This is a genomic window from Phaeovulum sp., assembly GCF_047638075.1.
Classification (GTDB): Bacteria; Pseudomonadota; Alphaproteobacteria; order Rhodobacterales; family Rhodobacteraceae; genus UBA6197.
In genome coordinates this window covers 72,184-95,295 of sequence record NZ_JBLJBV010000042.1, presented here as the reverse complement: position 1 = coordinate 95,295, position 23,112 = coordinate 72,184, and the positions used below count along the sequence as shown (strand labels likewise).

At 63.1% G+C, this 23,112-nt stretch carries 21 protein-coding genes; 9 read left to right on the top strand and 12 right to left on the bottom strand.

Going from position 1 to position 23,112, the window contains the following annotated elements; translation table 11 throughout:
• The first annotated feature begins 265 nt into the window (after positions 1-265).
• Positions 266-511 carry a hypothetical protein gene (locus ACM62R_RS06840; RefSeq protein WP_415183307.1) on the top strand — a complete coding sequence of 82 codons (246 nt, stop codon included), beginning with the start codon at positions 266-268 and terminating at the stop codon, positions 509-511.
• Here ACM62R_RS06840 and ACM62R_RS06835 read toward each other — a convergent pair.
• Entirely contained in the window at positions 508-1,266 is a 759-nt protein-coding gene (locus tag ACM62R_RS06835; protein ID WP_415183306.1) for an endonuclease/exonuclease/phosphatase family protein, read from the bottom strand. The two genes, ACM62R_RS06840 and ACM62R_RS06835, sit on opposite strands and share 4 nt — an antisense overlap.
• Before the next feature lie 64 nt (positions 1,267-1,330).
• Between ACM62R_RS06835 and ACM62R_RS06830 the strand changes: the two genes are divergently transcribed.
• Positions 1,331-1,987: a hypothetical protein gene (locus ACM62R_RS06830; protein WP_415183305.1), complete on the top strand. Its 657-nt coding sequence runs from the start codon at positions 1,331-1,333 to the stop codon at positions 1,985-1,987.
• On the opposite strand, the gene ACM62R_RS06825 is transcribed toward ACM62R_RS06830, so the two are convergent.
• From ACM62R_RS06825 to ACM62R_RS06805, 5 genes are all read right to left on the bottom strand, one after another.
• Positions 1,984-3,405: a protein adenylyltransferase SelO gene (locus ACM62R_RS06825; protein ID WP_415183304.1), complete on the bottom strand. Its 1,422-nt coding sequence runs from the start codon at positions 3,403-3,405 to the stop codon at positions 1,984-1,986. The two genes, ACM62R_RS06830 and ACM62R_RS06825, sit on opposite strands and share 4 nt — an antisense overlap.
• A gap of 270 nt (positions 3,406-3,675) precedes the next feature.
• Positions 3,676-4,614: a nucleoside hydrolase gene (locus ACM62R_RS06820; protein ID WP_415183303.1), complete on the bottom strand. Its 939-nt coding sequence runs from the start codon at positions 4,612-4,614 to the stop codon at positions 3,676-3,678.
• A gap of 178 nt (positions 4,615-4,792) precedes the next feature.
• Positions 4,793-5,815: a Fe(3+) ABC transporter substrate-binding protein gene (locus tag ACM62R_RS06815; protein ID WP_415183302.1), complete on the bottom strand. Its 1,023-nt coding sequence runs from the start codon at positions 5,813-5,815 to the stop codon at positions 4,793-4,795.
• A gap of 153 nt (positions 5,816-5,968) precedes the next feature.
• Positions 5,969-7,816 carry an ABC-F family ATP-binding cassette domain-containing protein gene (locus tag ACM62R_RS06810; protein WP_415183301.1) on the bottom strand — a complete coding sequence of 616 codons (1,848 nt, stop codon included), beginning with the start codon at positions 7,814-7,816 and terminating at the stop codon, positions 5,969-5,971.
• 52 nt (positions 7,817-7,868) lie between these two features.
• Complete coding sequence (locus tag ACM62R_RS06805) at positions 7,869-8,162, bottom strand: hypothetical protein (RefSeq protein WP_415183300.1); 294 nt, start codon at positions 8,160-8,162, stop codon at positions 7,869-7,871.
• 143 nt (positions 8,163-8,305) lie between these two features.
• Between ACM62R_RS06805 and ndk the strand changes: the two genes are divergently transcribed.
• The 5 genes from ndk to ACM62R_RS06780 all read left to right on the top strand — a co-directional run bounded on the left by ndk (position 8,306) and on the right by ACM62R_RS06780 (position 13,178).
• Positions 8,306-8,728 carry a nucleoside-diphosphate kinase gene (gene ndk, locus ACM62R_RS06800; protein ID WP_415183299.1) on the top strand — a complete coding sequence of 141 codons (423 nt, stop codon included), beginning with the start codon at positions 8,306-8,308 and terminating at the stop codon, positions 8,726-8,728.
• Between the two features lie 236 nt (positions 8,729-8,964).
• Positions 8,965-9,927 (top strand): agmatinase, encoded by a 963-nt coding sequence (speB, locus tag ACM62R_RS06795; RefSeq protein ID WP_415183298.1) that lies wholly within the window; start codon positions 8,965-8,967, stop codon positions 9,925-9,927.
• A 215-nt stretch (positions 9,928-10,142) separates the two neighbouring features.
• Complete coding sequence (prfA, locus tag ACM62R_RS06790; protein ID WP_415183297.1) at positions 10,143-11,198, top strand: peptide chain release factor 1; 1,056 nt, start codon at positions 10,143-10,145, stop codon at positions 11,196-11,198.
• A 28-nt stretch (positions 11,199-11,226) separates the two neighbouring features.
• Complete coding sequence (gene prmC / locus ACM62R_RS06785; protein ID WP_415183296.1) at positions 11,227-12,093, top strand: peptide chain release factor N(5)-glutamine methyltransferase; 867 nt, start codon at positions 11,227-11,229, stop codon at positions 12,091-12,093.
• Between the two features lie 272 nt (positions 12,094-12,365).
• Positions 12,366-13,178, top strand: a complete 813-nt coding sequence (locus ACM62R_RS06780; protein ID WP_415183295.1) for a DUF4167 domain-containing protein — start codon at positions 12,366-12,368, stop codon at positions 13,176-13,178.
• A 60-nt stretch (positions 13,179-13,238) separates the two neighbouring features.
• On the opposite strand, the gene rsmA is transcribed toward ACM62R_RS06780, so the two are convergent.
• The 6 genes from rsmA to lptF form a co-directional block, all read right to left on the bottom strand.
• Positions 13,239-14,084, bottom strand: a complete 846-nt coding sequence (gene rsmA / locus ACM62R_RS06775) for a 16S rRNA (adenine(1518)-N(6)/adenine(1519)-N(6))-dimethyltransferase RsmA (RefSeq protein WP_415183294.1) — start codon at positions 14,082-14,084, stop codon at positions 13,239-13,241.
• A 102-nt stretch (positions 14,085-14,186) separates the two neighbouring features.
• Complete coding sequence (pdxA, locus tag ACM62R_RS06770; protein WP_415183293.1) at positions 14,187-15,170, bottom strand: 4-hydroxythreonine-4-phosphate dehydrogenase PdxA; 984 nt, start codon at positions 15,168-15,170, stop codon at positions 14,187-14,189.
• On the bottom strand, positions 15,167-16,411 hold the full coding sequence (locus ACM62R_RS06765; RefSeq protein WP_415183292.1) for a peptidylprolyl isomerase: 1,245 nt from the start codon (positions 16,409-16,411) through the stop codon (positions 15,167-15,169). Before ACM62R_RS06765 ends, pdxA begins: the two co-directional genes overlap by 4 nt.
• Positions 16,412-16,475: 64 nt before the next feature.
• Entirely contained in the window at positions 16,476-18,632 is a 2,157-nt protein-coding gene (locus ACM62R_RS06760; RefSeq protein ID WP_415183291.1) for an LPS-assembly protein LptD, read from the bottom strand.
• Positions 18,633-18,652: 20 nt separating this feature from the next.
• Positions 18,653-19,783, bottom strand: a complete 1,131-nt coding sequence (gene lptG / locus ACM62R_RS06755) for an LPS export ABC transporter permease LptG (RefSeq protein WP_415183290.1) — start codon at positions 19,781-19,783, stop codon at positions 18,653-18,655.
• The gene (gene lptF / locus ACM62R_RS06750) at positions 19,780-20,940 is read right to left on the bottom strand and encodes an LPS export ABC transporter permease LptF (protein WP_415183289.1); all 1,161 of its coding nucleotides are present in this window, start codon (positions 20,938-20,940) and stop codon (positions 19,780-19,782) included. The genes lptG and lptF overlap by 4 nt, the downstream gene beginning before the upstream one ends.
• A gap of 183 nt (positions 20,941-21,123) precedes the next feature.
• Here lptF and ACM62R_RS06745 point away from each other — a divergent pair, with 183 nt between their 5' ends.
• Positions 21,124-22,596, top strand: coding sequence for a leucyl aminopeptidase (locus ACM62R_RS06745; RefSeq protein ID WP_415183288.1), 1,473 nt, complete (start codon positions 21,124-21,126; stop codon positions 22,594-22,596).
• 12 nt (positions 22,597-22,608) lie between these two features.
• Complete coding sequence (locus ACM62R_RS06740) at positions 22,609-23,079, top strand: DNA polymerase III subunit chi (RefSeq protein WP_415183287.1); 471 nt, start codon at positions 22,609-22,611, stop codon at positions 23,077-23,079.
• The last annotated feature ends 33 nt before the right edge of the window (positions 23,080-23,112 follow it).

The window sequence follows — 23,112 nt, the reverse complement described above, 5'->3', positions numbered from 1 at the left end:
TTTCGGCCAGTGATTTCACGAACATGTCCTCGAATCCGAAACCGGCCATCGAGGCGACCATCAGCAAACTGCCGCGCAGGTTTTCCGAGCCAATATTTTGGGAAGGGGTCATCGGGGCATCCTGCTGCGGCCAGACAAAGAACAAAGCCGAGCCTTAGCCCTCGCCTTCTTCCGCGGCAAGTCCCTCCTGCGGCGAACTGACCTGCCCCTTGCGGCGGTGCGCGTTTCGCGGCAGTTTGGCACGCGCCGCGCAAAGCGGCGCTTCATGAGGGGCGAATTTATGCGGCAGGCAATCGGGATGGTGGTAGGGCTTGGCGGGGTAGTGCTGCTTGTCTATGGGCCATGGTTCTGGGTCTGGCTGAACGCCAAGGCTTGCGCGTCGGCGCAGACTGTGCCCTGCCCACCGGTGCGTTGGTCAGGTGCCGAAACGATACAGGTGGTCTGGCTTCCGGTGTTTGCCGGGCTGCTTTTGATCTGGTTGGGCTGGTCAGTATTTCGCGCCCGCCGCTAGGCCGAAGTAGGGGCCGCTACCTTGTCTGGGGTCTGATTATTTGGGGTCTGATCGGATATCGGCACAAACCCCGTAATATCGCCCCAGATCGGTAGATGGTCCGAGGCCGTCCGTGCAAGTGCCGTATCAAGAACCCCCGCCCGCGTCAGTGCCAGCCCCGGCCCCAGCACGATGCGGTCCAGCATCGCCATCGGCGCGCGCGCCGGAAAGCTGCGGCCGGGCGCATGAACGGCCAGCCCTTGCAAGGGCTCGAACCCGCGGCTGGCGGACCATTCGTTGAAATCCCCGATGATCGCGCCGCTGCCTTCGGCGGTTTCCAGTGCGTCACGCAGCCGCGCCCATTGCGCGCGCCGGTCGCTGCGCCGCAGGCCCAGATGCGCGGCAATCAGCCGGAATGAGACCCCGGCCGCACCCATCAGATCAACCGCCAGCGCGCCGCGCGGCTCCCATCCGGGCAGGGGCAACGGCGTGACCCCCTGCACCGAAAGGCCGCGCCGTACCAGCACCGTCTGCCCATGCCAGCCCAGACTGTCCGGCCCGGTTCCGGCCAGCGATACCGGCAGAAAATCCGTTTCGGCGGTGATCAGTGTGGCGGGCAGGGCGGCGGGGCGTGCGCCCATACGCAGGTCCACCTCTTGCAAGGCTATGACGTCTGCGGCCAGCGCATTGATGACCGAGACCACGCGATCAGGGTCGCGGCGGCCATCACTGCCTTTGCATTTACGCAGGTTATAACTGGCGATCCGTAGGTTCATGTTCCTAATATGGTGCATTTTTTCGCAGATTGAACCCCCGTGATGCAAGTCATATGATCGCGCCATGTGGATCAATACCCAATGGCACCGTCTTCGCCGCCAACCCCTTGTTGTGCAACTGATTTGGGCAGTGCTCGCGGTTGAGTTCGTGACCGCACTTTGGGAGGGGCAATGGCCGCTGGCCGGGGTTGCGGTGCTGACCGTGGCGCTGACGCTGGCGCCTATGATGGTTGTCGGGCGGATCGGCATCCACCTGCCCACCGGCTTTTTGGTCGGTATCACCGCGTTCATTTTTGCCACGATTTTTCTGGGTGAGGCGTTCGATTTTTACAACCGCTACTGGTGGTGGGATGTAATCATGCATGGCGGCTCCGCGATGGGCTTTGGCCTCTTGGGGTTCTTGTTCGTCTTCACCCTGTTTGAGGGGGACCGTTTTGCCGCCCCCGCCTGGGCGATGGCGCTGATTGCGTTTTCCGTGGCGGTCACCATCGGCGCACTGTGGGAGATTTTCGAATTTGCGATGGATCAGACCTTTGGCCTCAACATGCAAAAATCCGGCCTCTTGGATACGATGTATGACTTGATCGTTGACGTTGTGGGGGCGGGTATTGGCGCGTTGGCGGGGTATTTTTATTTGCGTGGCAAGGGCGGCGGTTTTTCCGGTCTGTTTGAGGATTTCATCCGCCGCAACCGCCGCTTTTTTCGTAAGTTCCGCCGCTAGGTGCCGCAAAAGGTGCGCGCGACCCGCTCATCCGGGGCGGGTGCTGTGGCCAGATCATCCCATTCGGGGCGTGTCTCGAACGGTTTGGCCAGCGCCGCGTTCAGCCGGGCAAAGGGCGCATGATCCCCGGCGACTGCCGCCGCGATCATCTGCTCGATCCGGTGGTTGCGCGGAATGCGCGCGGGGTTGGTACGGGTCATGACCGCCAGCGGGTCCGCCTCAGATTTCAGCCGCGCGCGCCAGTCTGCGGCCCATAGATCAAACGCCTCGGGGTCGGAAAATTCATCCCGGGCCGCGCCGGTTGCAAGCCCGTGAAAGGCACGGGTGAAATCGACCCCCAACACCGCCATCCGTGACAACAGCGTTTCAATCAGCGCGCTGTCGCCGGGTTTTGGCAGTGCAATGCCGATTTTCGCGCCAAAACGGGCCAGCCATTCGGCCTCGAACGTCTGGGCAAAGCCTTGGACGGCCTCGGTTGCGGCCTCGATTGCGGCCTCGCGTTCGCCCATCAGCGGCAACAGGCAGGTTGCGAACTGCGCCAGATTCCAGGCCGCAATCTGCGGCTGTGCACCGTAGGCGTAGCGGCCATTCTGGTCGATTGAGGAAAACACCTTTTGCGGATGATAGGCGTCCAGAAAGGCGCAGGGGCCATAGTCGATCGTCTCGCCGGATATGGCCATATTGTCGGTGTTCATCACCCCATGAATGAATCCCACGCTCATCCACCGGGCGATCAGCCGCGCCTGCGCCGCGACCACTTCGCGCAGCAGATCCAGCGGGCCTTTCGCCTGCGGGTAGTGGCGCGCGATCACATGGTCGGTCAGGATCTGCAACGCCTCGACGTCGCCGCGCGCGACGAAATACTGGAATGTGCCCACCCGGATATGGCTGGAGGCGATCCGCACCAGCACCGCGCCGGGCAGGGCGCGCGCCTCACGGATGACCGGATCGCCGGTGGTCACGGCGGCCAGCGCGCGGGTTGTCGGAATGCCAAGCGCGGCCATCGCCTCGCTGACCACATATTCGCGCAACACCGGCCCCAGCCAGGCGCGACCATCGCCCCGGCGCGACCATTGCGTGGGCCCCGCGCCCTTCAGTTGCAGATCGAACCGCGCACCATCGGGGGCCACAACTTCGCCCAGCAGCACCGCGCGCCCATCGCCCAAGGCGGGCACCCAGCCGCCGAACTGGTGTCCGGCGTAGGCCTGCGCAATCGGGGTGGCATCTTTTGGCAGGGTGTTTCCGGCCCAGACCGCCACCGCCTCGGGCGTGGTCAGGGCAGTTGCATCCAGCCCCAGCCGTGCGGCAAGCGCGTTGTTCACAGCGATCAGCGCGGGCGCGGGCACCGGGGTCGGGGCCTGACGGGCAAAGAACCGTTCGGGCAGGCGGGCGTAAGAATTATCAAAAGCCAGGGTCATCGGGGCACCTCTTTGGTCATGACATAGGGTGTTTTGGCGCCTAGCAAAACGCCCCGCACGATCAAAGCCGCGTCAATTCAGCGGATAATTGCCCGTGAACCGGCCCGGGATTCTTGATCGCGGGGTATCTTTTCAAGGTATCCAACCCGCGTTTGGGTGGATATTCATCTGCGCGCACGCGCCCGTCAGGGGGGAATTTCAACTGCCCGTCCGCACCAGGATGCGGGGTGTCTAGCAGCAGGTTGCCCGCGTCGGGCCTTGCGGCAACACTCAAAGCCGGGCGATGCGTTCGCTCAACAGCGCATAAAAGCCTGCCGCATCGACATCACCGATGAACATGGCATTGGCCGCGCGGTCCGTGACGCCCCACCAGTCCGCGACGGTCATGCCGCGGGTGAACCTGCCCTCGGTTTCGATTTCAACGTTGATATGGCGGCCCTTGAACAGATCGGGCCGCAACAGATAGGCGATAACGCAAGGGTCATGCAGCGGCGCGCCTTCGGTGCCGTATTTCGCCATGTCGTAACGCTCAAAAAAGTCGGTCCAGCTGGCTACCGCATGGCCGGGGCGGGTGCCAAGGGCGCGGAACGCCTCGATCCGGGCGCGGTTGGTCAGCACCTTATGCGTGGCGTCAAGCGGCAGCACGACGATGGGGGCGCCTGATTTGAACACGATATCAGCGGCTTCCGGGTCGACGTAAATGTTGAATTCAGCGGCGGGGGTGACGTTTCCAACCTCAAAATAGGCGCCGCCCATCAGCACGATCTCGGCCACGCGGGGGATGATGTCGGGGGCGCGTTGAAAGGCGGTGGCTATATTGGTCAGCGGCCCCAGGGGGCATAGCGTCACCGCGCCTTCGGGATGCTCGCGCAGGGTTTCGATGATGAAATCGACGCCGTGTTGCGGATCGAGCGACATCTGCGGATCAGGCAGTGCGATCCCGTCGAGCCCGGATTTGCCGTGCACGTTTTCCGCCGTGACCAGATCGCGCGCCAAGGGCCGATCACAGCCGGCAAACACGCGCAGATCGGTGCGGCCCACCAATTCGCAGATCATCCGCGCATTTTTGGCCGTTAGCGGTAGCGGCACATTGCCGGCAACGGCGGTGATGCCCAGCACCTCCAGTTCGGGGCTGGCCAGCGCCAGAAGTATTGCCACGGCATCATCCTGGCCGGGGTCTGTGTCGATGATGATCTTGCGCGCGGTCATTATTTACCCTCCGGTCTGCGCGCAGCGTGGGGCGGTGGGCGGAGAAAGTCCAGAATCTTGCTGGGCGGAGGCGGTAATTTTTCGGCATAGACGGCGGGCGGTGATGCGCCACACTATTGCCCGAGAAATCCGGATCTCCGGGCGGGGTCGCCCGGATATTTTATTAAATTACGGATGTTTACCCGTCGAAGTTCACCTCTTCTACCAACTTCAACGCGGCAGGACGAAGGTCTGCGACTTCTTTCAGCGTCAGCGTATCGGGGGTGAAATCGCCCCAGCTTGCGACCAGTTCCGAGCGTGCCACACCGGGCTTGATCGGGAATTCATGGTTGGTCTGGGCGTAGATTTCCTGCGCCTCATCGGAGGCCAGAAACTCCATCAGTTTCAGCGCGGCATCATGGTTCGGGGCGGCCTTTGTCATCGCCACGCCCGAGATGTTCATATGCGTGCCACCGCCCTCAAATACCGGGAACACGATGTTCACGCTTTCTGCCCAGGCCTTTTGTTCGGGGTCTGAAAGCATCTTGCCCATGTAATAGGTGTTGCCCAGCGAAATGTCGCATTGCCCGGCCCAGATTGCCTTGACCTGATCGCGGTCCCCGCCTTCGGGTTTTCTGGCAAGGTTCGCCTTGAGACCCTCAAGCCAGGTCTTGGTGGCCTCTTCGCCGTGGTGGGCAAGGTAGGCGGCGGTCAGCGCCACGTTATAGTCCGAGGTGCCCGAACGGGTGCAGATGCGGCCCTTCCACTTCGGGTCTGCAAGGTCTTCGTAGGTGGTAACGTCCGCCGGTGCGACGCGGTCCTTGGCGGCGTAGACGATGCGCGCGCGGGCGGTCAGGCTGAACCAGTGGCCATCGGGGTCACGAAAGGCGGGGGGGATTGCGGCGTTCAGCGCCGGGTCATCCACCGCTTGCGTCACGCCTGCATCCACCACCTGCGTCAGCCGGGCGATATCGACCGTCATCACCAGATCAGCGGGCGAGCGGTCGCCCTCGGCCACGAGACGTTCCACCATGCCCTTGTCGACGAAGGCCACGTTGACGGCGATGCCGGTTTCCTTGGTGAAGGCGTCAAACAGCGGCTGGACCAATTCGGGCTGGCGGTGGGAATAGACGTTGACCTCTTCGGCCAGGGCGGGGGCGGCCAGGGCGGGAATGGTCAGCGAAAGGCAGGTGCCGGTCAAAAGGGCAAGACGCAGGTTCATGGCAATTCCTTGAGGGTTGTTTCAACTGTGCCTTGTAAACCCGAGTAAATTACTTTGGTCAATGGTTGAGTGAAATAATGCGGTATTATCTCACACGATCAGCGCGCCGGTGGCGCGGTTGGATTTGAGTATTTTTGCCAAAAAAAAGCCGGGTCAGGCTGCGTTTGCCGCATCAAGAGCGTTTTGGGCTGTCAGCCAGAGTTCCTCGGCGCGGCTCATCGCGGTTTCGGCCTCAAGGCGTTTGGCGGTCCATTTTTTCAGCTCGCCGGCCATATGCGGGGCATAAAGGGAAGGGTCGGCCAGTTTTGCATCCAGCTTTTCGAGCATCTCGGTCAGCTTGCTGATCCGGTCTTCGCATTTGCGCAGATCCGAGCGCAGGCCTGCCATTACATCCTTGCCGGGGCGGGAGGGTTTTTTCGTCTTGGCGTCGGGTTCTGAGGGATCGCCGGCCAGAAGTTCGCGCCGGTAGCTTTCCAGATCGCCCTCATAGGGGGCGACGCCGCCGTCCTTGACCAGCCATAGCCGGTCTGCGACCAGCCCCAAAAGGTGCATATCGTGGCTGACGAGAACCACCGCGCCGGGATAATCGGTCAGGGCTTCGACCAGCGCTTCGCGCGATTCGATGTCGAGGTGGTTGGTGGGCTCGTCCAGAATCAGCAGATGCGGCGCGTCGATCGTGGCCAGCAGAAGCGAAAGGCGCGCCTTTTGGCCGCCCGACAGTTTGCCGACCAGCGTTTCAGCCTGATCTGCGCCAAGGCCGAAGCCTGCCAGACGCGCGCGCAGGCGGGGTTGACCCTCGGCCGGGCGCATCCGCTGGATGTGTTGCAGGGGCGTTTCGTCCAGATGCAGTTCATCAACCTGGTGCTGGGCGAAGTAGCCGATACGGAGTTTTGATGAGCGGGTGATTTTGCCGCCTGACGTGTCAAGTTTGCCTGCGAGCAGTTTTGAGAGCGTCGATTTGCCTTCGCCGTTGCGGCCCAGCAGCGCGATCCGGTCGTCCTGGTCGATCCGCAGGCTGAGGCGCCGCAGGATCGCCGGGCCGCCGTAGCCGACCGAGGCCTCTTCGAGGTTGATGATCGGCGGCGAGAGTTCTTCGGGGGCGGGGAAGGTGAAAACGTGTTTGGCGGCTTCTTCGGGGGCGGTGATCGGGGTCATCTTTTCCAGCATCTTGACCCGGCTTTGCGCCTGTTTCGCCTTTGATGCCTTGGCCTTGAAGCGGTCCACGAAGCTTTGCAGATGGGCGCGGCGGGCGTCTTGCTTGCGGGCTTCGGCGGCCTGAACGGCCAATGACGCGGCGCGGTTGCGGGCAAATTGGTCATAGCCGCCTGCCCATAGTGTCAGCTTGCGGTTTTCCAGATGCAGGATCGCGCCGACGGCCCGGTTCAAAAGCCCGCGGTCATGGCTGATGATAATGACGGTGTGGGGGTATTTCGCCAGATATTGTTCCAGCCAAAGCGCGCCTTCAAGGTCGAGGTAGTTGGTCGGCTCGTCCAGCAGCAAAACGTCAGGCTGCGCGAAGAGCACACCTGCCAGCGCGACGCGCATCCGCCAACCGCCCGAAAAATCCGAACAGGGGCGCAGTTGCGCTGCCGCGTCAAAGCCAAGACCTTTGAGAATGGCACTGGCCCGGCCTTCGGCGGACCAGGCGTCGATATCGGCCAGACGGTGCTGAATATCCGCGATGCGCATCGGGTCGTGCGCGGTTTCCGCCTCGGCCATCAGCGCGGCGCGTTCGGTGTCAGCGGCCAGGACCGTGTCGATCAGGCTGGTGGCGGATGAGGGAACCTCTTGCGCGACGCCGCCGATGCGGGCGCGTGAGGGCAGGCTGATTGCGCCACCTTCGAGCGCCAGCTCCCCCCGGATCAATCGAAACAGCGTGGTTTTACCCGCGCCGTTACGGCCGACAAGGCCAACCTTGTGGCCATCGGGGATGGAGGCCGAGGCGCCCTCGAACAGTGGGCGGCCCGCAACGGAATAGGTGATGTCAGCGATTTTCAACATGGGGCGGGGGATGGCCCAGCCGCGCCCGCATGTCAATATGAAGCGGGCAGCCTTAGTCGAGAAGCCCCGCGAAGAGATCGGCTGACCAGCTTTGGAATGCGACCATCGGGCTATCCCCTTCGGTCGTGAACACAAAGACATTGATCTGATCGTTGGCCACGGTCAGCCGGCAAAAGCGGTCTGGCCCGTCCAGTGGCTCGGGGCACAGTGCCATATCAATGTGCGGAACGCCGGCCTCAAACATCGCGTAGGTCATCGGCAGGGGGCTGTCGCCTTCGGCTGTGGCGGTGCTGGCAAGGGCAAGAAGCGGCAGGGCGAGGGCCAGCGGGCGAAGGGGCAGGGGCATGATTGATCTTTCCTGAGTTATTGTTGAGTGAAACTATCAACATGAAACACTCACGTCAAACGCGATGCGATAGGCCCTTTTGCCGCATTCCACTGCGTGCTAAGGCCCCCGCCAGAACCATAGCTAATTCAGGAGTAGGCCCCATGGCGACCGAACGCACCCTTTCAATCATCAAACCCGATGCGACAAAGCGTAATCTGACCGGCAAGATCAATGCCAAGTTTGAAGATGCCGATCTGCGCATTGTTGCGCAAAAGCGGATCAAGTTGACCATGGACCAGGCTGGCCAGTTCTATGCCGAGCATAAAGAGCGCGGTTTTTACGGCGAGCTGTGTGAATTCATGGCCTCCGAGCCGGTCGTGGTGCAGGTGCTGGAAGGCGAGGGCGCCATTCTGAAGAACCGCGATGTGATGGGGGCCACCAACCCCGCCAATGCCGCAGAGGGCACCATCCGCAAGGAATTTGCGCTTTCGATGGGTGAAAACTCGGTCCACGGGTCCGATTCCGAAACCTCGGCCGCGCGTGAAATCGCCTTCTTCTTTTCAGGTCTTGAACTGGTCGGCTGATTTGGCTGTGCCGGATACGGATCAGGCCGCCCCACCGGGGCGGTCTTTTCATTGATACGCGTTTCATGATCTTGATTTTATTTGCGCCATTTGTGATGGGATGATTTTGCCTCCACAAAAACCCGGTCGGTCTGTGCCGGCAAATTATGTGGGCCTTGCGGTGCTGCGGCTTGACCATCGGCGCCAATAACGTCAGCACTGGGTCTTGACCCGATCCAAGTTGAGGAGCCCTGACAATGGCGCTGGAAGATGCAAAAACCCAGGTGGACATGGCGTTTACGCGGCCTGACCCGCGTGGCCTCGCGTTTGAGAATGCCTTTGGCGGTGCCACCAGCTTTTTGCGCCGCCGCTATACCAAGGATCTGGCTGGGGTCGATCTGGCAATTACCGGCGTGCCCTTTGATCAGGCCGTCACCCATCGCCCCGGCACCCGTTTTGGCCCGCGCGCGATCCGCGAAGCCAGCACCCTTCAGGCGTTTGATGCGCCTTATGGCTGGGGCTATGATCCGCTATCGGAAATGAACGTGATTGATTATGGCGATGTGGCGTTCGATTATGCCCATACGCCCAGCTTTCCCGGTAAGGTGCAGGCGCATATCGCGGGTATTCTGGCTGCTGGGGCCGGGACGGTGACATTGGGCGGTGATCACTTTGTCACGCTGCCGATCTTGCGCGCTTATGCAGAGCGTTTCGGCCCGGTCGCGGTGATCCAGTTTGACGCCCATTCCGACACCTGGGTTGATGATGACATGGACCGGATCGACCATGGCACCTTTCTTTACAAGGCGATCAAGACCGGCGTGGTTGATGCTGCCACCTCGGTGGCGGTGGGGATCCGCACCGATAACCCCGATACCATGGGGGTCACGATACTGGACGCGCCTTTCGTGCATCAGCAGGGCGTGGCCGAAACGGTGGCGCGGATCAAACAGGTGGTTGGCGATCGGCCTTGCTATATCACCTTCGATATCGACTGCCTTGATCCGGCGTTTGCGCCCGGCACCGGCACCCCGGTGTGGGGCGGTCTGGCAAGCTGGCAAGCCGCCGCCATCTTGCGCGGTTTGGCGGGGGTCAACCTGCTGGGGGGCGACGTGGTCGAGGTTTCGCCGCCCTATGACACCACCGGCGCCACCGCCATCGCCGGGGCGCATGTCGCGATGGAGTTGGTCGCCCTTTATGGCTGGACCCGACGCCGGTAAAATCCGGGTGCCAAGCGTCGTATCTGCATCGGGCAAAGCCGATTGCCGCGCCGCCGCCAAACGGCCTGACCGCTGGTCAGGCGATTTGCGGTGCCGATCCGTTTGATCTGCCGACCCTTCCGAATTGCAATGGCGGGCCCGCGACCTTGCCACAGCCGCGCGCCAAACCCCGCAATCCCCTTGACCGCTGCGTTTTCTTTGGTCAAACCCGCGCCATGTTGCCGCAAGACACCCTTGATCAGATCACCCGCCGTTTCGAGTATCTCGAAGCGAAGCTCGCTTCGGGCGCGGTCCCGGCGGAAATTGCCGCCCTCAGCCGCGAATATTCCGACCTCAAACCCGTGGTCACCGAAATTGCGGCCTACCGCCGCGCCACCACCGATCTGGCCGAGGCCGAGGCGATGCTGGATGACCCCGAAATGCGCGCCCTGGCCGAGGAAGAGCTGCCCCAGCTGAAAGCGCGGATCCCGGAAATGGAACAGGCGCTGCGCCTTGCGCTACTGCCAAAAGACGCCGCCGACGCCCGTCCCGCAATTCTGGAAATTCGCCCCGGCACCGGTGGCGAGGAAGCCGCCCTTTTTGCCGCCGATCTGTTGCGCATGTATCAGCGCCACGCCGAACAGCAGGGCTGGCGCTTTCAGATGCTGGAACTGGCCGAGACGGAATTGGGCGGCGTCAAGGAAGCCATGGCGCGGATTGAGGGCGAGGGCGTCTTTGCCCGGCTGAAATACGAATCCGGCGTTCACCGCGTTCAGCGCGTGCCCGAAACCGAGGCGGGCGGCCGCATCCACACCTCGGCCGCAACCGTGGCCGTTCTGCCCGAGGCCGAAGAGGTCGACATCGACATCCCCGCGACCGATATCCGCATTGATACGATGCGCGCCTCGGGGGCAGGGGGGCAGCACGTCAACACCACCGATTCTGCGGTGCGGATCACCCATATCCCCACCGGAATCATCGTCACCAGTTCCGAAAAATCCCAGCACCAGAACCGCGCCAATGCCATGGCGGTGCTGCGCGCGCGGCTTTTTGATCTGGAGCGGAGCCGTGTCGATGCCACCCGGGCGGCGGACCGCAAGGCGCAAGTAGGTTCGGGCGACCGGTCGGAACGGATCCGCACCTACAATTTCCCGCAAGGCCGGATGACCGATCACCGCATCAACCTGACGCTATATGCGTTGGCGCAGATCATGGCGGGCGATCTGTCAGAGATTATCGACGCGCTGGTTGCCCATGATCAAGCCGCCAAACTGGCCGAGATGGAGGCGTGAATCGCCGCTCGTCCCACGCGGCGCGGCGATGAGCGGGCCGACCCCGACGGGCGCAGGGCAGCAGACCGCCGCCGAGGCGCTACGCACCGCCATCCCTCGGCTGCAAGCCGCCGCCATTGCGGACGCCCCGCGTGATGCGCGCCGCCTTTTGGCCCATGCGATGGGTATTGCCGCCGACCGCCTGACGCTGCACCTGGCCGATGCGCTGACCCCCGATCAGTCCTTCCGCTTTCAGTCTGCAATCGCCGCCCGTATCCGGCGCCAACCGGTCAGCCAGATCATCGGCAGCCGTAGTTTCTGGGGCCGCGATTTTCGCGTCACCCCCGATACGCTTGATCCTCGCCCCGAAACCGAAACCTTGATCGAGGCGGCCCTGGCGGTGCCCTTTGCGCGGGTGCTGGACCTTGGCACCGGCACCGGTTGTATCTTGCTGACCCTTCTGGCGGAACGCCCGGCCACAACCGGCGTTGGAACCGATGTTTCACCGGCGGCGCTTATGGTGGCAAAAGACAATGCCCATACCCTTGGCTTGACCGCACGCACGGGGTTCGTGGTTTCAGACTGGTGGTCGGCGGTGGGCGGCAATTTTGATTTGATCGTGTCAAACCCGCCCTATATCGCGGAGTCGGAAATGGCGGCGCTGTCGCCCGAGGTCCGCGATTGGGAACCCCATCTGGCCCTGACGCCCGGCGGGGATGGTCTGTTGCCCTACCGGTTGATTGCCGAAGGGGCGATGGCGCATCTGGCGCCGGGGGGCTGGCTGATGGTTGAAATCGGCCCGACGCAGGCCGAATCCGTGTTGGATTTTTTCAGCAGAGCCGGTTTTTTGCCCGGCCGCGTGCTGCAAGACCTGGATGGGCGCGACCGTGTCGTTTTGGCGCAGCGCAAATTGTGATACAGTCAAAGAAATGGGCAGAATCGTCACAAGATCGGTTTTCAGGCGGGTTATTGCCGCAAAACGTGCCTGATTATCGCTTTTTACGCAATTTGGGCTTGTCAGACGATGTTGCACATGATTAGTCAAAAGCGTGTAGGGCGGAAGTCATTCCACCGCACGCCTCAGCTTCATACTGCGGATCCGGGGTTCTGACAGGCTATTAGCCTGAACCCTATCAGAACAACGCTCGCAATGGCCAAGCCCCAAGGGGCGCAAACACACGAAAGCTCATGAGATCATCTAAATCCCGTTCGCGTTCCAAGTCGAGCCGTCAACGCACGGTCGGTAATATCATCAACCGGGTGTTCGATAGCTCGGGGCCAGAAGGTAAGGTGCGCGGTACTCCGCAGCAAATTATCGACAAATATCTGCAACTCGCGCGTGACGCGCAGTTGAGTAATGATCGCGTGGCCGAGCAGAACTTTTTGCAGCACGCTGAGCATTACACCCGGCTTTTGGGCGAGGCAGTGCGCGAACAGGCGCGCGAACAAGAGCAACGCCAACAGGCGCAGCAAAGCCAGAATGGCAACGGCAATCAAAACGGTAACGGCAATCAAAACGGTAACGGTAACCCGAACGGCAACGGCAATCAAAGCGCTGGCGCCTATCAAAACCGTGACCGTGGCGAGACGCGCAACACCAGCGGTGATCAACCCGATTTTGCCCCTCTGATGGCGATGGGTGACGAAAACGCCAGTAGCCTTGTCGAGACGCCCGAAGCCCAGACGCGACCTGCGGAACCGGCGTCCGATCAACGCCGCGAACCACGCCCCCCCCGTGCGCCCCGCGCCCCCCGCCCCCCGCGCGAAGCCGTCGCGCCGCAGACGGATGAAAAGCACAGCAAGCCCGAGCAAAGTGCAGCGCCTGCTACCGATGACAAAGCGGAAGATACGGCTGAAACCGTCGTCGCTGAAACGCCCGCACGCGAAAAAGCACCCCGTGTGCCCCGTGCCCGCACCCCACGCAAACCGCGCCCCACCGCAGAAAGCGCCCCTTCGGAGGCGCCTGTTGATCCGGTGTCGACTGTGGATAATGATAGCTGATCCGGGGGTCAGCGTGCAGGCGGTGTCAAGCTGATTATAAAGCCGCGCATCAGCGCGGCTTTATGCATTCTGCGCCAGTTCTCGGGCCAGGGCGCAAAACTGCTCAAGGCCGATTTCCTCGGCGCGTGCCGTTGGAGCGATCCCCGCTGCCTCCAGCCGGGCCTCGATATGGGGGGCTACACCCCTAAGCGAGGCGCGCAGCATCTTGCGCCGCTGGTTGAACCCCGCAGCCACAACCCGGTTCAAAATCACCGGATCGGCGGGAAAACGTGGCACCGGCAGGGCGGTCAGCCGGACCACCGCGGAATGCACCTTGGGCGCGGGGGTGAACGCCTCGGGGGGCAAGGTCATCACGATCTTTGCATCACAACGCCATTGCGCCAGCAAGGCCAGACGGCCATAGGCCTTGGATCCCGGCGTCGCCACGATCCGTTCGGCCACCTCTTTTTGAAACATCAGCACAAGGCTTTCCCATACCGGTGGCCAGGTCTTGGGGGTCAGCCAGCGAACCAAAAGCTCTGTCCCGACATTATAGGGCAGGTTGGCCACGATACGGATAGGCGGGGTCAGATAGGCCAGGGGGTCAATCACCAGCGCATCGTCATTAAGCACCTCAAGCCGGCCGGGCCAATGCGCCGCGACCTCGGCCAGCGCCGCCATACAGCGCGCATCCTTTTCAACCGCCAGCACATGGCGCGCGCCTTCGGCCAGCAGGCCGCGAGTCAGCCCGCCGGGGCCAGGGCCGACCTCCAGCACATCCACGCCGCGCAGGTCGCCCGCCGCGCGTGCAATCTTGGCCGTCAGATTTAGGTCCAGCAAAAAGTTCTGCCCCAACTGCTTTTTTGCAGCAATCCCGTGCGTTGCAATCACGTCGCGCAGAGGGGGCAGACCATCAATCGCGTTCATTAGTGCCCTCTTGTGCTGTGGTGACGGCTGAATTTCCCCGCCCGGGATCTTGCCCTGCGCGCGGCAGCCAAGCGGCGTTTGGACTGATACGAAAGCGTAAACCTATTGGTCGGCCCGGGCGGCCCCCATCCGTGCCGCCATGCGCAGGGCCGCAATCAGGCTGGCGGGATCGGCGCGGTCGTGCCCGGCTATGTCATAGGCGGTGCCGTGATCGGGCGAGGTTCGCACGAACGGCAGGCCAAGGGTCACGTTGACACCCCCGGCAAAATCCAGGGTCTTGATCGGGATCAGCGCCTGATCGTGATACATGCAGATCGCGGCATCATAGCGCGCGCGCGCGGCCGGATGGAACATGGTGTCAGCGGGCAGGGGGCCCGACAGGGCGTAGCCCTCGGCGCGCAGCTGTGCCAAAAGGGGGGCGATCCACTCCAGCTCTTCGGTGCCCATGGCCCCGCCTTCACCGGCATGGGGGTTAAGCCCGGCCACGGCAAGGCGTGGGTTGGTCAGGCCAAAATCGCGCTGAAGCCCGTCGTGGGTCAGGCGGATCACTTCGCTAAGGCCGGCCGGTGTCAGCGCGGTTGGCACGGCGCTTAGCGCGATGTGGATGGTGGCGGGCACCACCCGCAGATCGGGGCAGGCAAGCATCATCACTACCGGCACATTTCCCGCCAGATGCGCGAGGTATTCGGTGTGGCCGGGAAAGGCAAATCCGGCGCCGTCTTTCAACGCCTTCTTGTTGATTGGCGCCGTGCAAAGCGCGCTGCCGTGACCCTCCATCACCAGCTTTACGCCGCGGGCGATAACGTCGATCACAGCGCGGGCATTGGCGGGTTCCGGCGTGCCGGGGGTGGCGGCCGCCGGGAAAAGGTGGGGCAGGACCGGAAAGGCGCTGCCGGTCAGCGAGGCAGCCTCTGAGGCGTGGTTTATTTCACGATAGTGCGTGCCGCGTGGTAAATGTGCAGGGTCGCCCAGCCAAACGAAGGGCAGGCTTGCCCCAAGGGTTTTCCAGGCCTTCACTGCGACTTCCGGGCCAATGCCTGACGGGTCGCCACAGGTCAGGATTACGGGTTTGGCGCTGTCTCTCATCGCCGCAAGATCACTGCATCAGCAACCAGGTCGGCCATATAGCTTTCCGAGTAGCTGTTGAAACGGGCGTTTTGCAACTGCTTGAAAACTTCGTCCCGGTTGGGCGCGGGTTCGTCCTCGCCGTGCACACGGTCGCGCGAACATAGCATCACGAACACCAGGGCATTGCCCCGCACCAGCGCGGTTGAGCTTTCCCCCGGGTCAAGATGTGCAAGTTCCAGTGCGATATCCTGCGGGATCTGGGCCAGGGGCAGGGTTTCGCGCACCAGCTGTTCGGGCGGATAGTCCTTGGCCGCCGCAAAAAGATCAACGCAGCTATCCACCTTGCCGCGCAGTGCCGCAGCCTCGGCCAAGGCCTCCTCTGAACGGCCGCCAGAAATAAGAAGTGTCATGTAGTCAACGGTTTGCGGGATCTCCGAGACGGGTCCGGCCTCATCAATCGCGCGCAGCATGAACACAGCGACCGCGTTCGGAATGGTAACAGGGGCCGTCGCCTGCCCCGGCGCCAGACCCATTACCGTTGTGCGCAGCGCGGGCGGCAGGTTTTCAACCGGCATCCATGGCAACCGCCCTCCTTCGCCGCGCGACCCCGCAGCAGAGTTGTTCCGCGCCGCTTCGGCAAAGGCCGCCTCGCCGCGCAGGGTAGAGATTTTCTGCGCCGTGGCCATGGCGCTGGCTTCCTGCCCCGGCGGGGTGGGAATGATCACTTCTGACAACAGCACCCGCGTGCCGCGCCCACGCTGCGAGGTAAGCGACAGCGCACGGTCAACCTCGGCCGGGGTAATATTCACCCGCGAGGCGAATTTCGTGCGCACGATTTCGCGCCAGGCCGTTCCCGCCTCGACGAAATCGCGAAAGGTCTGCGGCTCTATCCCCGCTTCGGACAGCGCTTTCAACAGCTCTTCCGTGGTCAGGTTCGCGCGGCTGGCGAATTCTTCCATCCCCGCCGTGATGGCCTCTTTGGTGACTTTGATCCCGGCGCGTTTGGCCGCGTCCATCCGCAGCCGGTCTTCGATCAGTGCTTTTTCGGCCTCGGCATCCAGATCGCCCGGCGCACGCAAAATCGCCAGAAAGCGTTTTCGCTGTTCCAGCTCAAAGCCGGTGATCCCCAGGTCGTTGACCTGAATGACCGGCGCAAATAGGTTGCCGCCGCCTGCACCGCGCGTCGCGCCTTGCGCCATGCTGGCATCAGGAAGGGCGATCAGCGCCAGAAGGGCTGAGAGAATGAGGATTGCGCGCATCGTTACCGTCCGTCTGCTCTTGTTCCAATCACGGTGGTCCAGCCACCTTTTCGCGGGCCCATTGTTAGCGGGCACAAACGCGCCGGGTTCCACCCCCGCTCGCCCCAAATCCCGCAAGCTGCACCGAAAACCCGAAATCGGTTTCCGGGTCCACACTAGTCGAGGACGTGAAACGACGCGAGAGGGAAAGATCGACTGTGACACATTCATTCACATAGCTTATCCCCACCGCCGCCGTGGCCGCGCGGTCTGCGTTAAAGTCATAACGCGTCTCGAACGTACCTGACCAGCCGTTGTCCCAATTCCACCCGGTATCGAGCCGCAATTCCGAGGTATCGTCGGGGCGCGCCTCGGCGGGGGCGGCATCCATCCACAGATAACCCGCCCCGACCCGGTAGCGCCCGGTAGCGTACCCCAGCCGCAGCTCGTCGCGGCTGAACGTGAAGTCATCATCGAAAAGGGCGCGGTTAGAGAGCGTCAGCCCATCCGCGGTGCTTAGATGGGAGGCCAACAGCCAATCTGAGCGTTTTCCTGACAGGCCGGACCCCTCAGAAAACTGGCCCAGATCATCAGCCCGAAACACCCGCCCCGCCATCACCCCCAATGACCAGCCTGCCACGTCATGACGGGTCCAGCCGATACCCAGATTGGCGCGCAGGCCCCGTTCGCGGGCATCCGCACCGGGGTAGCGCGACATTGAAAACAGGTTCCCCTCGTCAAATTCCAGCAAGGTGCTGTCTTCGTTGGGAACATCTTTCAGACTGTCACGGCTCCAGATTACTTGTGCGATGGGTTCAATCACATGCGCAGCCTGGCCCGAGGTTTTGACCCAGGGCCAGCGCAGTTCAACCGCAGCCGAGGGCAGAACGCGAAAAACCGTGGGGGGATAATTGCTGTCCTGCCAGATCGAATAGAAATCAACCGCGGCTTCGGCCTGACCGGTGGCCAGTACCCCGCCCGGCAACAGCCAGTTGCGCCGCCAATCGGCCAACAATGTGGCACGCGCCATGTCACGCCCCGTCACATCATCTGATGACGATCGGCGGTGTGCGTGAAGCTGCCAGTCAAGCACCAGCTCTCCGCCTGTCGGTGCGGGGTGAAACACCTGCACCAGGTTCACATCGCCGGCCAGCGCCGGCTGGGTCGAATTTGTTTCGCCGTCGCGCAAGGTGTCGGTATTGCCGATCCGTGCCCAGACCAGTTTGTTGGTCTTGACCCGCTCCAGTGTGACCCCGCTCCATAGGCGGTCATCTTCGGACACGTCGTAATTCAGCAGGTACGAGCGGTCCGATACCAGCCGCAGATCGACCGCAAGCCGATAGTCATGGGGCAGTGTCAGGTCTACATCGGCAAACAGATAACCACGGGTATCACCGGGAATGATGTCATCACGGCTGATCGCCCCGTTCCATTCCATCGTGCCCGTGCTGAAGGCCTGCCGGTAGCGCAGTTCCAGTGTGCGGGTGCGCGAGGCGGAAAAATAGGGTGTCAACGTCAGATCGCGGCTGTCACCCAAGGGAAGGAAATAGGGCAGCTTCAACCCGGTGCCCAGGCTGGATGTGGTGCGCATCGTCGGACGTAAGAAACCGCGCATTCGTTCCACCGTCGGATCGGGCATCCGCAAATTCGGAATATAGGCCAGCGGCACCCCCATCGCCCGAAACTGCGCCCCCTCAAACAAGAGCTGCCGGGTCAGGTTGTCATGCGTGACGCGGCGGGCGCGTATTTCCCATAGCGGGGTAGGGCTTTCGGCACAGATCTGGCAAGATGAGGCCACGACCCGGTTCATGTAGGTATAGCGCCCCGCTTCGCGGCGCACGGTCGTGGCGGCCAGTTGCAATTCGCGTGCCAGCACCAGCCGTGCCCCGGTCAGGATACCATCTTGCAGATCGCGGCTAAGTTCGGCCTGATCGGCAATCAGGATCGACCCAAGTTGCCCCGGTTCTGTCAGCCGGATCGGGCCTTCGATCGCCAGCATTTCGGCTTTGGCGTCATAACGGATACGCGACGCGGTCAGCCGATTGCCTTTGTAAAGCACTTCGACCGCGCCACTGGCGATCAAGGCGTCATCGGGCGCAATCTCGACCCGGTCAGCCATAAGTGTGGCCGCTGTGCTGTCTTTGGCTGTGGTGTCAGTGGGCGCGGTCATCGTTTGGGCCTCAAGCCCCGCAGCCCCCCAAAAAACCGGGGCCAGCAGCGCCGAAGCCGAAAGCGCCATCATAGCTAACAGGCACACCCGCATCAGCCATCCTCCAGATGCAATAACAACGCAATTGACAGCATCAGCGCAATCCCCGGCGGGGCCCAGGCGGCCAGCATCACCGGAATTTGGCCATTATCGCCCAATACCTGCGCCACATTGCGTAAAAAGAACACCCCCAGCCCTGCCGCCAGCGCCAAAAGCACCATCTGCCCGGTGCGCCCGAACCGCGCATGGCGCATCGTGAACCCCGCCGCGATCAGCACCATGGCCGCCAGAACGAAGGGCAATGCCAACTCCATCTGCAACCAGACCATGTGCCTGCGCGTTGAAAAGCCTGCCCGCTGCAACCCGGCGATAAAGTCGGGCAGCGCCCAGATCGACACTGCTGAGGGCGCGCCGAAACCATCGCGAATTCGATCTGCCGTCAAATCCGATGGCAGCGTCAGGCTGGCGCTGTGCGTCGCCTCGCGCTCTGGGTTGCCCGCTGTTGCAAGCGGCCAGTCCTTGACGTCGGTCAGCACCCATTTGCCCGCACCCAGCCGTGCCTCTTTGGCAAAAATGCGCCGGATCGGCCCCTTGCCGGGGGCAAAGATCAGGAATGTCACGTCATAAAGCACGGTTGCGTCCTGATTGCCGCGTGCCGCGCGGATCACGGCTTGGGTTGCGTCATGCCCGTTGGGGGTGTCGCTCGCAGCCAGCCCGCCGCCTTGCCGCAGCCAGACCCCCTCGCGGCCGATCGAGACCGCTTGCGCCTCGCCGGCACGAAACCGGGCAGACAGCTCTTCGGCCCGTTTGTCTGTGGCGGCGACCAGCGGGTTGCCCACCGCAACCGCCAATGCTCCCAGAACCAGCGCCGTTGTCACAGGCGCAATCAGCATCGCCAGCGCCGAGCGCCCCGAGGCCCGGATCACCACCAGCTCTGAACTGCGCGCAAGGCCCAAAAACAGCGTCACCGCCGCCAAGACCATGATCAGCGGCAAAATCGTATAAAGCGCCCCGGGCATCCCCAGCGCGGCCAGCAATGCAGCGCCGCCAAGGCCCAGTTGGTCAGCGTCAAAACGGCGAATCTGCTCGACCATGTCGATCAGAAAGAGAATGCAGAAGAATATGGCCATCACCATCAGAAATGACCGCAAAAACCGCCGCGCGATATAGAACCACAGGGTCATGCGGCGCCCCCTTCGGGTGTGGGACCCCGGCCAAGGTGGGCGGTCGCGCGCGCCTTTGGCAGCCGGCGCGGCCTGGCCGCCCACCAAAGCATCGTGCCTGCGCCGATGGCCCCCAGGATCGCGGGCAGATAAATCAGCGACCACAGGTCTGGCTTGCCTTGGGTCACATCGGCCGCCGCGTTTGACATGAACTGCACGGCGATCAGCGCCACGATGGCAAACAGGATCTGCCGCCAGATGCCAAAACGGCTGAACCCCCCCAGCATCAGCGCGGCAAAGCCCAAAAGCGCCGCTACCGGCGCCATCAGGGGTTGCGCGATGCGCTCGTTTACCTCTAGCCACGCTTGGGTTGCGGTGCCACCGGTCAGGGCCAGAACCTCTGGGGTGGCGGCGATCAGCGCGGCTGTTGACAGCTCGTTCCAGTTGCGGCGCGCCCGGCCCTCGGGGCTGATCAAGCCACCGATGTCATAGGTGAAATTGGCAAACCGCGTCTGTGCCAGCCGCCCGTCAGAGTTGCGCAGGGTTTGCGCCTGGCCTTCGAACATGATCAGCTTGGGCCCGGAATCGGCCTTTACGATCAATGCCTTTTCCGCAGTATAAGTGGTTTGCGCGGCAGCCCCCCGGCTATCGGAAAGGTAGATGTCCAGCAGCTCGCCCCGGGCGGAGATTTCGCGGATGTAGACCGTCACCCCCGGTGCGGGATGCATGAAGGCGCCCTCGGTCAAAAAGCGTGCGGTGACGTTCTTGGCAACCTGCGCCTGCCGATCGGCCAGTTGCGCGCGCGAGGCGGGCACCAGAACATGCACAAGAACAGTCATCAGCAGTGCCACGATTACCCCGAACACCGCCACCGGTCGCGCCAGACGCCAGGGTGAAAACCCTGTTGCCTGCATCACCACCATTTCAGATTCCGTGGTCAGCCGGTTGACCGCATAGACCGTAGCCGCAAATGCCGCGACCGGCAGCACCACCCGGATCACATAGGGCAGCGTCAGCGCCGTGAACTCCAGCACCACAAGCGCGGTCTGGCCGTCAGAGATGAGGCGGTCAAACAGCAGCACGGCCCGGTTGACCCAATAGACCGAGACCAGCACAAGCGCGAAAAAGCCGAACAGCCCCATCAGTTGTGACAGCATATATCGGTCCAGTCTGGACAAGGCTGGGCATCCTTCCGAAGGGTTGTTCCCCTTCCTTAACGCGGCAAGGGCCGGGGGGAAAGGCTTTCGGGCGGGGTGGCTTTTCATTTTCGCATCTGCGCGCTAGGGTTCGGCGCAAAGCTGCCCGCCGCACCCGGTGCCGGGCTGGCCACGCCCGTTCAATGCCCTTTGCCGGAGACCGCCATGAGCCATCCTGTTGCTATCCAATTTCGCGAAACCGACCTTGACGCGCTGGCCAGCGCGACGGGCCGCATTGCTGTGTTCGTCGAGCCGGGGGCAAAGCTGTCGGCTGGGGCGCGGCGGCTTGACCGGTTGATGCGCGGCGCGCTGGTCCGGGCGCTCGGCTCGGACGGGGCGGCCAAGTTGAAACCGGGTGAGGCGTTAGAGCTTGGCTGGCCCACCGGATTGGCCTGCGAGGCGGTGCAACTGATCCGCCTGCCGCGCCGCGCCGATGTTGAGGCGGCGCGCAAGGCCGGCGCTGCGGTGGGGCGCAGCCTTGGGGCGGCGGGCGCGCTGGTGCTGGCCGAGGGCCATTCCCGCGCGGCTGATATTTCGCTGGGGCTGGCGCTGCGGGCCTATGATTTCGTGCCGCATAAAACCGATGCCGGGCCGCAGCCGGGTGCGGTCAACTTCATGGTGACAGACCCCGAAGCGGTGGCCGCCTCGGCCCGCCCGATGGCCGCATTGGCCGAAGGCGTGTTTTTCACCCGCGATCTGGTCAATGAGCCGGCCAATATCCTGACCACCGACGATTTCGCCGCGCGCCTTGGCGCGATGCACGAACTGGGTCTGGATGTCGAGATTCTGGAAGAGCCGGACCTGATCAAGCTGGGCATGGGCGCGCTTTTGGGGGTGGGGCAGGGGTCTGAAAGCCCCTCGAAGGTGGTGGTGATGCGCTGGCAGGGGGGCGAAGCTGACGCCGCCCCCTTTGCGCTCGTCGGCAAGGGTGTGGTGTTTGACACCGGCGGCATTTCCATCAAACCCGCGGCGGGGATGGAAGACATGACCATGGACATGGGCGGTGCGGCCGTTGTGGCCGGGGTGATGCGCACGCTGGCGCTGCGCAAGGCGCGGGCCAATGTGGTGGGCGTTGTCGGGCTGGTGGAAAACATGCCCGACGGCAAGGCACAACGCCCCGGCGACGTGGTGCGATCAATGAAGGGTGACACGATCGAGGTGATCAACACCGACGCCGAGGGGCGGCTCGTGCTGGCCGATGTGCTTTGGTATACGCAAGAGCGTTTCAAACCCGCCGCGATGATCAACCTTGCCACCCTGACCGGGGCGATCATCGTGGCCCTGGGGCATGAAAACGCCGGTGTCTTTTCCAACAACGACGCGCTGGCCAACAATTTCCTGCGCGCCGCCGAGGCCGAGGGTGAGGGCGCCTGGCGGATGCCGATGGGTGAGGCCTATGACAAGATGCTCAAATCGCGGGTGGCCGATATGCGCAACTCGGTCGGGCGCGAGGCGGGCTCGGTCACGGCGGCGCAGTTTCTGGGCCGGTTTGTCAAACCCGAAACGCCCTGGGCGCATCTGGATATCGCCGGCGTCGCCTTGTTGACCGCTGATAGCCCCTTTGCCCCGAAAGGCGCGACCGGCTGGGGCGTGCGGGCGCTGGACCGGCTGATCCGCGATCAGTTCGAAGCGGGCTGAAGGGCGGGCTGAATGGGCACCGCGCTGTTTTACCACCTGACCCGGTCGCCCGCCGACGCCGTGGTGCCGGTGCTGCTGACCCGCGCATTGGCGGCCGGTTGGCGGGTAGAGCTGCGCGGCACCTCGGCCGAGCGGATGGATTGGTTCGATCAGCGTCTGTGGCTGGGGGCCGAGGAAAGCTTTTTGCCGCATGGCCGTGCAGGCGGCCCGCAGGATGCGCGCCAGCCGGTTTTGCTGACCGTCGCAACCCCGGACGCGGCCCCCTTGAATCCGCCGGCGCAGGCGATCATGTCACTGGACGGGGCCGGGGTCAGCGCCGCTGAGGTGGCCAGTCATGAGCGTGTGTGGCTGCTGTTTGACGGCAACAACCCCGCCGCGCTTGACCACGCGCGCGGCCAATGGCGCAGCCTGACCGCCGCCGGTGCGCCCGCCGAATACTGGAGCGAGGAAAGCGGCCGCTGGGAAAAGAAGGCAGCGCGCTAGGCCACCGCACAAAACCGTGCGGGCGCGCTGAAT